Source organism: Bradyrhizobium sp. CCGUVB1N3 (assembly GCF_024199925.1).
GTDB lineage: Bacteria > Pseudomonadota > Alphaproteobacteria > Rhizobiales > Xanthobacteraceae > Bradyrhizobium.
Window position 1 is genome coordinate 611322 of the sequence record NZ_JANADR010000001.1, and the last position, 14946, is coordinate 626267.

General features: G+C 64.3%; 14 protein-coding genes. 10 read left to right on the forward strand and 4 right to left on the reverse strand.

The features are described 5' to 3' along the window. Positions 1–25 precede the first annotated feature (25 nt). Positions 26–1333: a cytochrome P450 gene (locus tag NLM33_RS02750; protein ID WP_254094452.1), complete on the forward strand. Its 1308-nt coding sequence runs from the start codon at positions 26–28 to the stop codon at positions 1331–1333. On the opposite strand, the gene NLM33_RS02755 is transcribed toward NLM33_RS02750, so the two are convergent. Together NLM33_RS02755 and NLM33_RS02760 are read right to left on the reverse strand one after the other, a co-directional pair. After that, complete coding sequence (locus NLM33_RS02755; protein ID WP_254094454.1) at positions 1234–2478, reverse strand: DUF763 domain-containing protein; 1245 nt, start codon at positions 2476–2478, stop codon at positions 1234–1236. The genes NLM33_RS02750 and NLM33_RS02755 overlap by 100 nt on opposite strands. Before the next feature lie 81 nt (positions 2479–2559). Further along, positions 2560–3537, reverse strand: a complete 978-nt coding sequence (locus NLM33_RS02760; protein ID WP_254094456.1) for a tripartite tricarboxylate transporter substrate binding protein — start codon at positions 3535–3537, stop codon at positions 2560–2562. 115 nt (positions 3538–3652) lie between these two features. On the opposite strand from NLM33_RS02760, the gene NLM33_RS02765 reads away from it, so the two are divergent. The 8 genes from NLM33_RS02765 (at position 3653) to NLM33_RS02800 (ending at position 10860) form a co-directional block, all read left to right on the forward strand. Continuing rightward, positions 3653–4363, forward strand: coding sequence for a TetR/AcrR family transcriptional regulator (locus NLM33_RS02765; RefSeq protein WP_254094458.1), 711 nt, complete (start codon positions 3653–3655; stop codon positions 4361–4363). 114 nt (positions 4364–4477) lie between these two features. Beyond that, positions 4478–5398 carry an amidohydrolase gene (locus NLM33_RS02770; RefSeq protein WP_371930102.1) on the forward strand — a complete coding sequence of 307 codons (921 nt, stop codon included), beginning with the start codon at positions 4478–4480 and terminating at the stop codon, positions 5396–5398. Positions 5399–5407: 9 nt separating this feature from the next. Next, entirely contained in the window at positions 5408–6283 is an 876-nt protein-coding gene (locus NLM33_RS02775; RefSeq protein ID WP_254094462.1) for an amidohydrolase, read from the forward strand. Continuing rightward, the gene (gene dctA, locus NLM33_RS02780) at positions 6280–7581 is read left to right on the forward strand and encodes a C4-dicarboxylate transporter DctA (RefSeq protein WP_254094464.1); all 1302 of its coding nucleotides are present in this window, start codon (positions 6280–6282) and stop codon (positions 7579–7581) included. Before NLM33_RS02775 ends, dctA begins: the two co-directional genes overlap by 4 nt. Before the next feature lie 68 nt (positions 7582–7649). Further along, positions 7650–8363 (forward strand): PIG-L deacetylase family protein, encoded by a 714-nt coding sequence (locus tag NLM33_RS02785; RefSeq protein ID WP_254094466.1) that lies wholly within the window; start codon positions 7650–7652, stop codon positions 8361–8363. Then, positions 8360–9043 carry a 4-carboxy-4-hydroxy-2-oxoadipate aldolase/oxaloacetate decarboxylase gene (locus NLM33_RS02790; protein ID WP_254094468.1) on the forward strand — a complete coding sequence of 228 codons (684 nt, stop codon included), beginning with the start codon at positions 8360–8362 and terminating at the stop codon, positions 9041–9043. The genes NLM33_RS02785 and NLM33_RS02790 overlap by 4 nt, the downstream gene beginning before the upstream one ends. Before the next feature lie 24 nt (positions 9044–9067). Further along, positions 9068–9937, forward strand: coding sequence for a hypothetical protein (locus NLM33_RS02795; protein WP_254094470.1), 870 nt, complete (start codon positions 9068–9070; stop codon positions 9935–9937). Next, positions 9937–10860, forward strand: coding sequence for a DUF1932 domain-containing protein (locus NLM33_RS02800; RefSeq protein WP_254094472.1), 924 nt, complete (start codon positions 9937–9939; stop codon positions 10858–10860). Before NLM33_RS02795 ends, NLM33_RS02800 begins: the two co-directional genes overlap by 1 nt. On the opposite strand, the gene NLM33_RS02805 is transcribed toward NLM33_RS02800, so the two are convergent. Continuing rightward, a complete protein-coding gene (locus tag NLM33_RS02805) occupies positions 10844–12118 on the reverse strand; it encodes an amidohydrolase family protein (protein WP_254094474.1) in 1275 nt (424 codons plus the stop codon). The genes NLM33_RS02800 and NLM33_RS02805 overlap by 17 nt on opposite strands. Positions 12119–12266: 148 nt before the next feature. On the opposite strand from NLM33_RS02805, the gene NLM33_RS02810 reads away from it, so the two are divergent. Continuing rightward, the gene (locus tag NLM33_RS02810) at positions 12267–12686 is read left to right on the forward strand and encodes a nuclear transport factor 2 family protein (RefSeq protein WP_254094476.1); all 420 of its coding nucleotides are present in this window, start codon (positions 12267–12269) and stop codon (positions 12684–12686) included. Between the two features lie 43 nt (positions 12687–12729). Here the strand turns inward: NLM33_RS02810 and NLM33_RS02815 are convergent, their stop codons facing one another. Beyond that, positions 12730–14901 (reverse strand): hypothetical protein, encoded by a 2172-nt coding sequence (locus NLM33_RS02815; RefSeq protein ID WP_254094478.1) that lies wholly within the window; start codon positions 14899–14901, stop codon positions 12730–12732. Positions 14902–14946: the final 45 nt, after the last annotated feature.

Here is a 14946-nt window from a genome sequence, read left to right on the forward strand (position 1 = left end):
GCGCCATTAACAGGGGCGGTGACCCATGACACCGCGCATCGACTTCACTAGCGACGCCTTCTTTCGCGACCCGCCCAGGGGAATCGCGACGCTGCGCGCCTCCGGGCCCGTGGTCGCGACCCGTTTTCCGCTCATTGGCGACGTCTGGGTCACCACCACCCACGATGCCACGGCTGAAGTGCTCAAGGACGGCGCGACGTTCACGCTGCGCAAGGAGGACGGCAAGGTCGCTGGCTTGCGCTGGTGGATGCCGAAACTCGTCACGACCATCGCCAGCAACATGCTGACGATGGACGAGCCCGATCACACGCGGCTGCGCAGCATCGTGGACGAGGCCTTCCGCCGCCGCGCGATCGTCGCGATGGCGCCGCGCGTCCGCGCCATCGCGGACGGGCTCGCGGACGAGCTGTTCGCGGCGGGAAGCCCGGCCGATCTCGTCCAGCGCTACGCCCGGATCCTGCCGCTGTCGGTGATCTCCGAGCTGCTCGGCCTGCCGATGGCCGATCGCCCAAGATTCATTGCCTGGGCCAATGCGATGTCTTCGCTGACGAACGTCGTCAGCTTCTTCCGCCTGATGTTCGCGTTCCGCAAGATGCGCGCTTATCTCGAGGAGCAGTTGCGGATCGCACGCGCGCAGGGCGGCGAGGGCCTGATTGCCGAGCTGGTCCAGGTCGAGCGGGAGGGCGGCCGCATTTCGCCGAACGAGATGGTGTCGATGGTGTTCCTGTTGCTGGCCGCGGGCTCGGAGACAACCACGCATCTCATCAGCGGCTCCGTCTATGAGCTCCTCAAAAATCCGGGCTTGCGCGATTGGCTGGAAGAGGATTGGTCTCGCGCCGGCCTTGCCGTCGAGGAATTCCTGCGCTTCGTCTCGCCGGTGCAATTCTCAAAGCCACGCTACGTGCGGCGCGATCTCGAGCTCGAGGGCGTGCGCCTGAAGAAGGGCGACCGCGTCATGGTCATGCTCGCCGCAGCGAACATGGATCCTTCGGTGCATGATGCTCCCGAGCATCTCGATCTCGAACGCAAGCCCAACCGGCACATCTCCTTCGGCACGGGAATCCATTTTTGTCTCGGTCACCAACTCGCGCGGATCGAGGCGGCCTGTGCCCTTGAGGCCTTGTTCACGCGCTGGCCGCGGCTCGGTCTCGCCGTCGACGCGTCAGAGATCCGCTGGCGTCGGCGACCGGGCATCCGTGCGATCGAGAAGCTCCCGGTCGTTGCAGGGGCGCGTCAGCCCGTCGACTTGTCCGACGACGCGAGGTCGCGCTCCCAGCCGAACACGGATCGCCCACCGAGTTCGGGCGAGGCGGCGCGCTCGCCGGCCATATAAGCCTCGACCGATGGACCGCGCGCGGTGCGCTCCAACCGCCGCGCCTGGTCGTCGAGACGTTTGATCGCCTGCATTTCCTCCTCGCACCCGAGCCTTGCGTTCTCGATCGCGCCCTTGAGTACGCGAATGGTCTCGTCATAGACCTTGATCGGAACGGGGTAGGGGTGGCGGTCCTTGCCGCCATGGGCCAGCGAGAAACGCGCCGGATCCTTGAAGCGATAGGGCGCGCCGTGCACGACTTCGGCGACCATCGCGAGGGAGCGCACGGTGCGCGCGCCGACGCCGGGCGTCAGCAACAGCTCCGGAAAATCGACCGGACCGCGCTCGGCGGCCGCGGCCAGCGTGCCGTGCAGGCGACGCGCGAAGACGTCCTTCGGCCGCACGTCGTGATGCGCGGGCATGATGAGGTGCGGCAGCATGGCTTGTGCGGGTTCGACGCCGCTCAGACGTTCGAATTCGGACACGATGCGATCGGGGCCGAGATCGGAGAGCAGCTCGAGCTGCGCTGAGCGCGAGACGTCGGCGCGGTGGTCGGTGAGATTGACGATCTCGCCTTGCAAGGGGCCGTCGATCGCGCTGTGGGGCGCATCGACAAAGCTCTTCAGCGCCTCGGAGTGCCAGTGATAGCGCCGCGCCTGCCGCTTCTCGCCGTTCATGCCTTGCTGCACTACAGTCCATTTGCCTTCGGCAGTGACGAAGAAGCCATGCAGATAGAGGTCAAAGCCGTCCTGCACCGCGGCGCTGTCGACCTTCGCAACGAGGCGGCTCGCCCGGGTCAGCCTGACGCCATCGAAGCCGACGCGGTCGCCGAGCGTCTGGAGCTCATCCGGCGTCTTGCGCGAATGCTGGCCGCGGCCGCCGCAGACATAGATGCCGAGCTCGTTCTGGAGTGGGGCGAGCCCGCGCTTCAGCGCGCCGATCACGGAGGTGGTGATGCCGGACGAGTGCCAGTCCATTCCCATCACGGCGCCGAACGACTGGAACCAGAAGGGATGCGACAGCCGCTGCATGAACTCGTCGCGGCCGTAGTGATGGACGATCGCCTGGGTGACGATCGCTCCCAGCGAAGCCATGCGGCTTGCGAGCCACGGCGGAACCCGTCCGGTGTGGAGAGGAAGATCGGCGCTGCCGGTGCGTCGGGGCATGGCTGCTTTGATAGCCGGATTCTGCCGCAGTTGCACGACGGGAAATACTGCCTTCGCGCGCCGGGGCCAAGGCCGATCATCCTACTGCGCCCGGATGTTCGCAGCCTTCAGCACCGGCTCCCATTTGGTCGCCTCTGCATGCATGTAGGCATCGAACTCCTTCGACGACGAGCCGACCGGCGTCGCGCCGATCTTGTCGAGGGTCGACAGCACGCTCGGGTCTTGCAGCGCCGTCTTCAAATCGGCTTCGAGCTTTGCCACGATCTCCGGCGGCATTTTCGCCGGCGCCAAAAATCCCCACCAGACCGAGACGTCATAGCCAGCCACGCCGGCCTCGGCGACGGTCGGAACATCGGGCAGGGCCTTTGACCGCTGCGCCGAGGTCACGGCGAGCGCACGCACCGGGCCGCCTTCGAGCTGACCGATCGCTTCGGCAAGTGGGTTGAGGCTGAGGGGGATTTCGCCGGCGATCACGGCGGTCAGCGCCGGCGCGCCGCCCTTGTAGGGAATAGAGACGATCTTCACGCCGGCCATGTATTTCAACAGCTCGCCGGCAAGGTGCGCCGAGGTGCCGTTGCCCGACATGCCGTAGGAGAGCTTGTCCGGCTCCTTCTTCGCAGCGGCCAGGAGATCGCCGAGGCTCTTGTACGGGCTGTCCTTGGCGACGACGATGGCGAGCGGCGACGAGGCGACCTCGCTGATCGCGGTGAAATCCTTGAAGGTGTCGTAGGGTACGCTCGGATAGATGAACTGGTTGAGCGGATGGCCGCTCGCGACCAGGATCAGTGTGTAGCCGTCGGGCGGCGCCTGGGTCAGCGCCTGCGAGGCGATAATGCCGCCGGCGCCGGGGCGGTTGTCGATCACCGGCTGCTGGCCCCAACTCTTGGCCAGCGCCTGGCCGATCGTGCGGGCGAGCACGTCGACGGCGCCGCCGGCCGCATAGGGCACCAGAATGTGGACCGGCTTGCTCGGGAAATTGTCGGCCTGCGCGGCGCTCGCGGCCAGCAGCAGGCCCGCGCCCAGCAGTGAGCGTCCGATTTTCTTGTTCAAGCCCAGCATCTTCCAGCGCTCCTCGGGGCGAGTATCCGTCCGGGCGCTCGTCTTGCGACCGCCCTGGCGCTGCCCATCGTTTTTGTTGACGAGACCTTATCTTTTGTACGATAGTACAAATCACATGATACGCAAGCCCACCAGCAAAGAGACGGCCCGCAAGCCGAACATGCGCGAGGCGATCCTCGCCGCGGCCGAAGAGTTGTTCGCGACCAACGGCTTCAACGCCGTGTCGGTGCGTGACATCGCACAGGCCGCCGGGGCCAACCCCGGCAGCGTCACCTATCATTTCAAGACCAAGGACGGTCTGCTGCTCGAGATCTATCGCCGCCATTGCGGGCCGATGAATCTCCGCCGGTCCGAGCTGTTAGCTGCCGCCAAGCGCGTGCGCGATCTCCAGGACCGGCTGGAGGCGATCGTGCGCGCCTACGTCGTGCCGGCCTTCACTTCCGGCAGCGATCTCGCCGGCGGCGGGGCGCGGTTCACCCGGCTGCGCGCCGTGATGTCGGCCGAGGGGAACGAGGTGGCACGGCGCATCATCGCGCAGACCTTCGACGATACCAGCCACGCCTTCATCGACGCGATCCACGAGAGCCTGCCGCACGTGCCGCGCACCGAGATCGTCTGGCGCAGCCATTTCCTGCTTGGTGCCCTCTATTACTCGCTGGTGACGCCGGAGCGCGTCTCGCGCCTGTCGCGCGGCGAGGCCGACGGCAGCGATGCGGCCGCTGCGATCGAGCAGCTCGTTCAGGCGACAGTGGCCTCGTTCCAGGCGCCGGCACTCGACCAGGCCGCGCCGGCACGTCGGCGCGCAGCGGCAAGCAACAAGACGTAGACGACCGCCGACGGACGAGGAGCGTCAAGCTCGCGTTGTCCGCAACCGGCGGCATTTGACTGGGGATGCGGAATGAACAGGCGGGACTGCTTGCAACTCTTGACGGGCGTTTCGATGGCCGCCTCGGTTTCGAGCGCGCGCGGGCAGGCAGCCGAGCCGGCCAAAGCGATTCCGACCATCGACCCGCCGGACCCGAATCCCAAGACGCCGGCATTCAAGCTGCCGCCGAAATCCTGCGACGCTCACACGCACATCTTTGGGCCGGCCGCCCGCTATCCGTTCTCGGAACACCGTCCCTACAACACGGCCGATGCGCCACTGGAGGCCTTCCGCGCCGTGCACGAGAAGATCGGCGTCGATCGCTGTGTGATCGTCAACGCCACGGTGCATGGCACTGACAATCGCGTGGTGACCGACGCCATCGCGCAAAGCGAGGGCGCCTATAAGGGTATCGCCAACGTCAAGGACGAGATGTCCGATCACGAGCTCGAGGCGCTGGACAAGGGCGGTATCTGCGGCTGCCGCTTTGCCTTCCTGAAGCGGCTCGGCGGCGTCGGCGACATGAACAAGTTCCAGCGCATCGTGCATCGCGTCGCCGAACTCGGCTGGCACGTCGACGTCTATTTCGAGCCGGGCACGATCGCCGAATTCGCGCCGATCCTCACCGCGCTGCCGACGCGCTACGTCATCGACCACATGGGCACGGTGCAGGCGGGCAAGGGGCTCGACGATCCCGGCTTCACCGCGCTGCTCGATCTCCAGAAGAAAGATGAGAAGTGCTGGGTCAAGATCACCGGCCTAGAGCGTGCATCCGCCGCAGGCAAGCCGTTCCACGATGCCGTGCCGTTCGCAAAGAAGCTCATCGACAACGCGCCTGATCGGGTGATCTGGGGCACGGATTGGCCGCATCCCAACGTCAAGGTCATGCCCAATGATGGCGAGATCGTCGATCTGATCCCACTTTATGCGCCGGATGCCGCGATCCAGCAGAAGCTGCTGGTCGACAATCCCGCGCGCCTGTTCAAGTTCAGCTGAAGACACCAGATGTACACGCCGACCATTCCCCCGCCCGATCCGAACACGCGCACGCCGAAGTTCAAGCTGCCGCCGCTCGCTTGCGACGCGCATTGCCACATCTTTGGTCCGGGCTCGAAATATCCGTACGCGCCGGACCGTTCCTACACGCCGCCCGACGCGCCGCTGGAGGATTTTAGGGCGTTGCACGCCAGGCTCGGCGTCGGGCGCGCCGTCATCGTCAACGCCAGCGTGCACGGCACCGACAACGCCGTTGCGCTCGATGCGATCGCGCAAAGCAACGGCGCCTATCGCGCCGTGGCCAATATCGACGACACCATCACCGAGCGGGGCTTGCGCGTTCTGCATGAGGGTGGCTTCCGCGGCTGTCGCTTCAATTTCGTCCGCCATCTCGGCGGCGTCCCGGACAAGGGCGTATTCGACCGGGTGATCGCGATGGTCGCGCCGCTCGGCTGGCACATCGATCTGCATTTCGACGCGATCGACCTGCCGGAATATGCCGACATGCTGGCAAAGCTTCCGGTGCGCTACACCATCGATCACATGGGACGGGTGAAGGCGTCCGAGGGGCTCGACCAGCTTCCGTTCAAGATCCTGATCGAGCTGATGCAGCGCGACGAAAAATGCTGGGTCAAGATCTGCGGTTCGGAACGCGTCTCCTCCTCGGGCCCGCCCTTCACCGATGCCGTGCCGTTCGCGCGCAAGATCGTCGAGACCGCGGTCGACCGCGTCATCTGGGGCACGGATTGGCCGCATCCCAATGTCAAGGTGATGCCGAATGACGGCGACCTCGTCGACTTGATTCCGCTGTTTGCGCCGGAGGCGGAGTTCCAGCAGAAGATCCTGGTCGGCAATCCGGCCCGCCTGTTCGAGTTCGGAGAATGACGGCGCTCTCGATCGACAAGCCGCGCGGCCGCGCCTGGTGGAAGGAACTCTGGGTCCAGGTTCTCCTTGCCATGGCGGCCGGCATCGTGCTCGGCATCGTCAATCCCGAACTTGGCGCAAAAATGCAGCCGCTCGGCGACGCCTTCATCAAGGCGATCCGCATGCTGATCGCGCCGATCATCTTCTGCACGGTCGTGCACGGCATCGCGCACATGGCTGACATGGCCCGGGTCGGCCGCGTCGCCATCAAGGCGATCGTCTATTTCGAGATCATGACCACGATCGCGCTGGTGATCGGGCTTGTCGCGATCAATCTGCTGAAGCCCGGCGTCGGCATGAACATCGATGCCGCCAGCATCAACACCAGCGCGATCGAGCCCTACGTCAAGCAGACCGGGGCGATCGGCTTCGTGCCGTTCCTGATGAACATCCTTCCCGGCACCTTCGTCGGCGCATTTGCTGAAGGCAACATCCTCCAGGTGCTGTTCATCTCGGTGCTCTGTGGCTTTGCCCTGGTGCAGCTCGGCGAGCGCGGAGCGCCGCTGGTCAACCTGATCGACGTCGCTGCGAAGATGGTATTCGCGATCGTCGGCTTCGTGATGTGGGTGGCGCCGATCGGCGCCTTCGGCGCCATTGCGTTCACGGTCGGCAAGTTCGGTGTCGGCTCGCTGGCCTCGCTAGGCAAGCTGCTCGGTGGTTTCTATCTCACCTGCCTGGTATTCATCGTGATTGCGCTCGGCCCTGTCGCACGCTGGTGCGGTTTCAGCCTCGTCAAGCTGATCCGCTACATCTGGGAAGAGCTGTTGATCTGCATCGCCACGACATCGTCGGAAACCGTCTTGCCGCGCATGCTCTCGAAGCTCGAGAATGCCGGCTGCGAACGCAGCGTGGTCGGGCTCGTGATCCCGACCGGCTACTCCTTCAATCTCGACGGCACCTGCCTTTACCTCGCGGCGGCCTCTGTGTTCCTGGCGCAGGCGACCAACACGCCGCTTGGCCTCACCGAGCAGATCGAGCTGCTGCTGATCCTGCTCGTGACCTCCAAGGGGGCGGCGGGAATTGCGGGCGCCGCCTTCGTCGTGCTGGCGGCAACGCTGTCGGCGACCGGAACCATTCCGGTCGCGAGCGTCGCGCTGGTGCTTGGCATTCACAGGCTGATGTCGCAGGGGTTGACGCCGACCAATCTGATCGGGAACGCGGTGGCGACCATCGCGATTGCAAGATGGGAAGGCGCGCTCGACGCGGATCGGTTGAAGCGCGTGCTCGACGGCGAGGCCGTGCCGGCCGCAAGGGCGTGATGAATGGGCTGCTTGCGCTTCGCAAGGAGCAGCTCAAGCTTTGAAGAGATGAAAGGGGAGTTTGTCCCATGAAGACAGGTCTTGTGATTACCGCGCATCCCGGCGACTTCGTCTGGCGCGCGGGCGGCGCGATCGCGCTGCATGCCAGGAAGGGCTACCGGATGAAGATCGTCTGCATGTCCTTCGGCGAGCGCGGCGAGAGCCAGTTCGCCTGGAAGGAAAAGGGCGCGACGCTGGAGTCGGTGAAGGCCGGCCGCAAGGACGAGGCCGAGCGCGCCGCCAAACTCCTGGGCGCCGAGATCGAGTTCTTCGATTGCGGCGACTATCCGCTCAAGCTCAACGAAGCGCATTTCGACCGCATGGTCGATATCTACCGCGAGCTCAACCCGAGCTTCGTGCTGACCCATGCGCTAGAAGACCCTTACAATTTTGATCACCCGAATGCGGCCCATTTCGCGCAGGAGACTCGCGTGGTCGCGCAGGCCATGGGCCACAAGCCGGGCGCGCAGTACAAATATGCCGCGCCGCCGGTGTTCCTGTTCGAGCCGCACCAGCCCGAGATGTGCAATTTCAAGCCGAACCTGATCCTGAAGATCGACGAGGTCTGGAAGGAGAAGTACGAGGCGTTCCAGATCCTCGCCGCACAAAAGCATCTCTGGGGTTACTATGAGCGCGTCGCGCTCAACCGCGGCATCCAGGGCAGCCGCAACACCGGCGTGCCCATGACCTATGGCGAGGCCTATCAGCGCCTGTTCCCGACGGTTGAGGAGGTCCTGGCATGAAGCCCGTCGTCGTTTGCAACATCAAGCGCGCCGATCCCGCCGGCATGTCGGCCTATGGCGTGTCCACGGTGCACGAGGCTATGGGCCGTGTCGGCCTGATGAAGCCCTATATGCGCCCGATCTGGCCCGGCGCGCAGATCGCCGGTCCCGCGGTCACCGTGCTGGCGCAGCCCGGCGACAACTGGATGATCCATGTCGCGGTCGAGCAATGCAGGCCGGGCGACATCCTCGTGGTTGGTTGCACCACCGACAATACCGACGGCATGTTCGGCGAGCTGCTGGCAACGTCGCTTCGCGCGCGCGGCGTGCAGGGGCTCGTCATCGATGCCGGCTGCCGTGACGTGAAGGCGCTGCACGAGATGAAATTTCCGGTGTGGTCGCGCGCCGTCTCGGCCAAGGGAACGGTCAAGGCGACGCTGGGCTCGGTCAACGTTCCCGTGGTCTGCGCCGGCGTCAATGTCGAGCCCGGCGACATCGTGGTCGCCGATGACGACGGCGTCGTGGTGGTGCCGAAGCGGATCGCGGCGGAGGTCGCCGGGAAGGCCGGGAAGCGCAATGCGGACGAAGGCGGCAAGCGCAATCGCCTCGCCTCGGGCGAGCTTGGCCTCGACATGTACAACATGCGCGAGGCTCTGGCGAAGGCCGGACTCGTCTATGTCGACAATCCCGAGGACGTCTGAGCAGACGAGAAGCGGAGCGGGCTGATGGATCGTCTCAAGCTGCGGACCGTGCTCGGCAGTCATCCGCATGTGCAGGCATTGAAGAGCGGAGAACTCCGCTCCGACCGCTTCGATCTCGACTTCATCGAGTACACGCCGACCAACAGGGCGTTCAAGCCGATGGTGCGCGAGCAGGCCTTCGACGTCTGCGAGATGGCGATCGTCACCTATCTGATGGCGAAGGCCCACGGCAAGCCGCTGGTGCTGTTGCCGGCGACCATGCTCGGCCGCTTCCAGCATGGTTACGCGCTGTACAACCCCGAGCGAGGCACGCTCCGCCCGTCCGATCTGGAAGGCAAGCGCGTGGGTATTCGATCGTTCACGACCACGACGGGTGCCTGGATCAGGGGAATTTTGGCCAACGACTACGGCGTCAACCTCGACAAGATTGGTTGGATTACCTTTGAGGACCCTCACGTCGCCGAATATGTCGACACCACCGAGCGCGCGCCGAAGGACAAGAAGATCCTGCAAATGCTGCTCGACGGTGAACTCGACGCCGTGCTCGGCGAGACCTCGAATGATCCGCGCCTCAAGCCGCTGTTTCCCGATCCGGCCGCGGAGGCCGCGGCCTGGTACGCCCGGCGTGGCGTGGTGCCGGTCAACCATCTCGTGGTCGTAACCGAGGCTCTGGCAACATCGCGCCCTGACATCGTCGCCGGCGTGTACGATCTTCTGAGGGCCGGCAAAGCGAAGGCAGGCGTGGCCGCGTCGCCCGATCTCCTGCCGTTCGGGATCGATGCCAACCGCAAGCCGCTGGAGCTGATCATCGACTACGCCTATCAGCAGGCGCTGATCCCGCGCCGCTTTGCGCTCGAGGAGCTCTTTGACGACACCACGCGAAGGATGAACTGATGTCAGGCGATCCCAGGCGGTGGCAGATAGGACTGATCGGCTATGGCGAGGTCGGCAAGATCCTTGCGGAGGACCTGCGCCAGCAGGACATCAAGGTCGCGGCCTTCGACCTCAAGCTCGGGAGCGAGCAGGGCGCGGCCTTGCGTGATCACGCCACGAGGCACGGCGTTACGTTAGCTGCCTCGCATGCTGATCTGACCGCAAAATCCGACTTCATCGTCTCCGCGGTCACCGCAAGCCAGGCCGTCTCGGTGGCGCAAGCCTGCGCGGCTGCGATCAACCAGGGCACCTGGTTTCTCGACTTCAACTCGGCCTCGCCCGGCGCCAAGCAGTGCGCCGGGAAGCTGATCGAGGACGCGGGCGGACGCTATGTCGAGGGCGCGGTGATGACGTCGGTGCCGCCTTATCGCATCAAGGTGCCGCTACTGCTCGGTGGCCCCGGCGCACGCGAAGTCGAGCCGCTTCTCAACGCGATCGGCTTTGCCGCCAAGGTCGCGAGCGACCAGCTTGGCGTCTCCTCGGCGGTAAAGATGTGCCGGAGCATCATGATCAAGGGCCTGGAAGCCATGGTCATCGAGAGCTTCACCACGGCGCGCGCTTATGGCGTCGAGGATGCCGTGCTTGCCTCGCTCGCAGAAACCTTTCCCGGCATAAACTGGGAGAAGCAGGGCGCCTATTTCTTCCAGCGCGTGATCGAGCACGGCCGCCGCCGCGCTGAGGAGGTACGCGAGGTTGCCGAGACCGTGCGCGAGGCAGGGCTGACGCCATGGTCGGCACAAGGCACCGCCGAGCGACAGGCCTGGGTCGCCGATCTTGCCGACCAGGGTCTGTTCGGCGCAAAGGGCACCAAAGAGTTTGCCCGCAGCGCCGACTGGCGCACCGAGGCCGACCGCATCCTGGCAAAGATCAAGCGTGAGGGATGACGGCGCGCGGTTTGCCCGAATCTGAGGGCGGAAACAGGACGGCTTGTTGCCGTTCAAAGACCGGCCGGCCGTTCTTGAAGCCCATCATGGCGTCCGGCAGTTCGGCGATCGCAAAACGGCCGTCGCGTGTATCGAGCACGACGAGATCGGCCGGGTTGCCGATCTTGAGGCCGTAATTCTTCAGGTTCATCAGCCGCGCGGGCAAATCGGTGACGAGATCGAGGCAGGTGTCGAACTCGCCGACCGATGCATGCGCGACATTGGCGTAGAAATTCGCCATTCGCAGCAGCGAGGCATCGCCGAAGGGCGTGAAGGGATTGAGCACATTGTTGGTCGCAACGGAGCATAGCACGCCGCTTGCGGCGAGCTTGTGGGCCATCGTGATGCCGCGCGGCACGTTGTGCGTGGCATCGCGGCCCATCAGATAGAGATCGGTCGCGGGCAGCACCGTGACGGCGACACCGGTTTTTGCGAGACGCTCGACCACGGGTCTCAGGCGCTCCGGCGGTAGCGCGGAGAGCTTTGTGACATGGCCGATCGCGACGCGTCCCTGATAGCCGCGCTGTTCGGTCTGCCGGCACACTTCGTCGAGATGCGACCAGGACGTATCGAGATCGAAGTCGAGATGGAGATCGACATCGACATCGAATTCCTGGGCGAGGTCGAAGATGCGCTTAAGATGCGCGTTCGGATCGGTGTCGGTATAGGGACAGCCGCCGATCACATCGCCGCCGTCGCGCAGCGCATGGATCAAGAGCTCCTCAGCTCCGGGATCGTTGGTCAGCCCCTCCTGCGGAAAGACGCAGAGCGACAGATCGAGCGCCCAGGCATAGTCGCGCTTCAGGGCCTTGACGGCCTCGAAGCCGCGCAGGCCGATCCGCGGATCAATCTCGACATGGGTTCGCATCCGCGTCGTGCCGTGCACGATTGCACGTTCCAGCACCCTGGCGCCGCGGGCATAGACGTCCTCGACCGTGAAATCGCGCTTCATCGCCGAGACGGCGCGGATGGCGTCGCTGAGACTGCCGTGGTCGTGCCCGCAGCGGCCGAGCAGGCAGGCCTTGTCGAGGTGGACGTGGGTGTCGACGAAGCCGGGCAGCACGAGCCGCCCTTCGAGGTCGATCTCGACGGCATCGGCCTGAAGGCGCGGCTCGATCGCGGCGATCTTGCCTTGGGAAATGCCGATATCCGCAGGAGCGGTGACGCCGCGCATCAGTGCGTTGCGGAAGATCAGGTCGAAGGTGGTTCGGCTTGTCATGGCACCAGCACTTTGCGGCGTAAGCGTACAGGAGCGTGCCCTGCGGGGCACCTCCAGATTCCCGGCAATCGAGCGCGGGAATGTTCAAAATATATGCATGCAATCCAGCAGCCCAGGGTTAGTATCCCGCATCTTTCGGAGAAGTGCCATGTCCGTTGTCGCAAAAGCCCCAAGCAAAACCATGTCCGACGCCGAGATCGTCGAAGCCTATCTGACGGCGTCGATGATCCCCGACCCGGAGGCCGCGGCGGTCTACATGGCGCCCGGCACGGTGATCACCTTCACCGGCGGGCGCGAATTCGACCATCCGCGTGGGCCGACCGGATTCAACGCAAAGCGCTATCGCTGGGTCAAGAAGAAGATGGACCGGTTCGACGTCTGCCCGGGCGAGGGGGAGACCGTGGTCTACAGCGTCGGCACGCTCTACGGCGAATGGCACGATGGCACGTCCTTCGAAGGCAATCGCTACGTCGATCGTTTCGTGGTGCGGGGTGGCAAGATCACCAAGATGGACGTCTGGAACGACAGCGCCGAGCGCATCCTGGTTCAACGCGGCATCGAGGCATAGCGTCCAATCCTCGAGTCCGGCGGCGGCGCCGTCGTGCGCGGCGTCATCTCGGATTAGGGTGGCCGTCGAGGCGAAGCTGATAAACAAAATAGGTGGGGGTGCAGAACCCAAGCTTGCGGCTTTTCAGGATACTGAGGGTCTGCGGGCTGACGCCGAACTTCGCGCCAGTCAGGAAATCCGGCATCGCCTGGCAGATATAATCTTCCCGGCAAAATCGCGACGGCGAACATACGTTCAAGAGCCCGCGGCCGACGCCGGCTGCAAAGGCGGCGCTGTCGAAATAGCCCTTGGCCATCTGTTCAAAGCCCTTGCCGCCGACGACAGCGCAGATCTCGTCCGGCGTGCTGCCAGGCTGAACGGTCGCCAGTTTCGACTCTTCGGGTTTGCACGGGCGGGTGATGCGGCCGAGCGGCACGCCGATTTTTGTCGGCCGGCAATTGTAGTCATAGCCGCTCAATTTGCCCTCAGGCACGCGATAGACCAATTCATCCGTGTTCACGCGATCGGTGAAAGAGCGCAAACTGAAGCTCAACAGATCCTTCGCATTGTTCTTCGCCGTCGTGTCCTCGATGGCGTTCGAGCGGCAAGCGAGGCCTGCGTAGATGTTCTGCTGGGCCGGCAGACATTGGCCGAGATGGGAAGAGGCCGTCGCATTCGTCACCACGGCCTGGCAGGCGAGATGTCGCGCAGCGTTGCAGCTCCACTTCGCGCCATCGGCGAGATCGGTGTTCAGGGGACACGGCATGTTGTCGCCGGCGGCTGAATAAGCCGGGCTCGCGTTCTGCCAGGCTGCTGCGGGCGCAGACGGATGCGGACGGAACGTGTCAGGGGCCTCGCCCCGCGAAAGGCTTTCAACGTAGCTCTTCCGGCGGGTAAGCTCCGCATAGACGTGCGGCGAGAACGGAAGCTGCAGACTGTTGCCGTCGAGTGCGTCCTTGATTGCCCCGCCGTCGCTGCCGAAATCGACCCGGTCGACGCCGAGGAAGTGAAATCCCGCCGTCGACGAGGATTGATGGCAGCCCATGCAGGACGATGTGTTCAGCCGTTCGAGCAGACCGGCGCCGGATCGCGCGAACTTGGCGGACTTCGCGGTCTTTTCCAGCGCCGCGACGATCTGCCCCGCCTGCTCTTTGCTGACCAGCAGATCGAATGGCCGGTTGGCCACACGCGCGCTTCCCGCCGTGGAAAAACTCAGAGCGATATCGGCCTCCAGGCTCTCCGGCAGATTGAACACGCCGTTGTCGATCGCGTCCGCGTGGCCCGCGAGGTAGTCCTGCAATTGCTTCTGCTTGGAGGGATCCTTCAGGATCGCCTGCACGTCGGGTGTGTTCTCCAGCTTGATGGGCTGAAAGTTTTCGCCCTTCAAGGCGAATATCCGCATCCAGTAGATCGCCTGGCCGGCGAATTTCCGGCCCTCCATGTTTTCGAGATCGGAGGGAAAGCGCACGACCTGGGCGTTGACTTCCATCTGCTTGAAGGTCAGCCTTGAGAAATCCAGCGGGCCCTGCAGAAGGCGCTGCGCAATCAGTTGCGGGTCGCCGCCGTCGATGCCATCGATGCGCCAGAGCGCAGCCACATCCTGGCAGCGCTTGCCGTCGTCACGATAGCTGAAGACCATGTTCACGGTGAGCGGCATGCGCGAGGCGTAGGTCTTGCCGTTCATCCGGACTTCGTATCCAAGCCGGTAGATGAAGCGAAGTTCGCCGTAGTTGATAGGATCGAAGTCGCGGCGATCGATGCGATTGACCACGCCGGCCAGGATGAACAGCCCATCGTTCGACCCGAGCCATTTTTCGTTGAAGACGCGAGCGACGTTACCGTTCTGCCGCAAGGTCTTTCCGGCCTCCGTCTTGGCCGACTTTGGGTCGTAGGTCTTGAGAATTTCCTTTTCCCAGTCGATCCCAAGGCCCGAAATGATTCGCGTCATGTCCGCGGACATGACGGCCGCAAATTGTCCGTAGGTCTCGCCAAAGCGCAGCAAGTCGCTGGCGCGCGTGGGGCCCGGCGCCGGGGCCGGCGACGGGAGCCTTTCCGCCGCGTGGATTTTCTGAAGAAGCGTGATCAGCGACAGCGCGGATGAATTGTCATGATCGAGTAAGGCGAGCACGGCTGCCTGGTCGATCAGGACCGTGACCGGCGTGGAAGGCTGCGGCGACTGGGCGAAGCAAAGCGAAATTGAGAAGATCAACCAACAGATGATCGAGATGATGCGCATCTGCGATTTGTAACGCGGCAAAGAGCATTTTACAATTCAGAGACG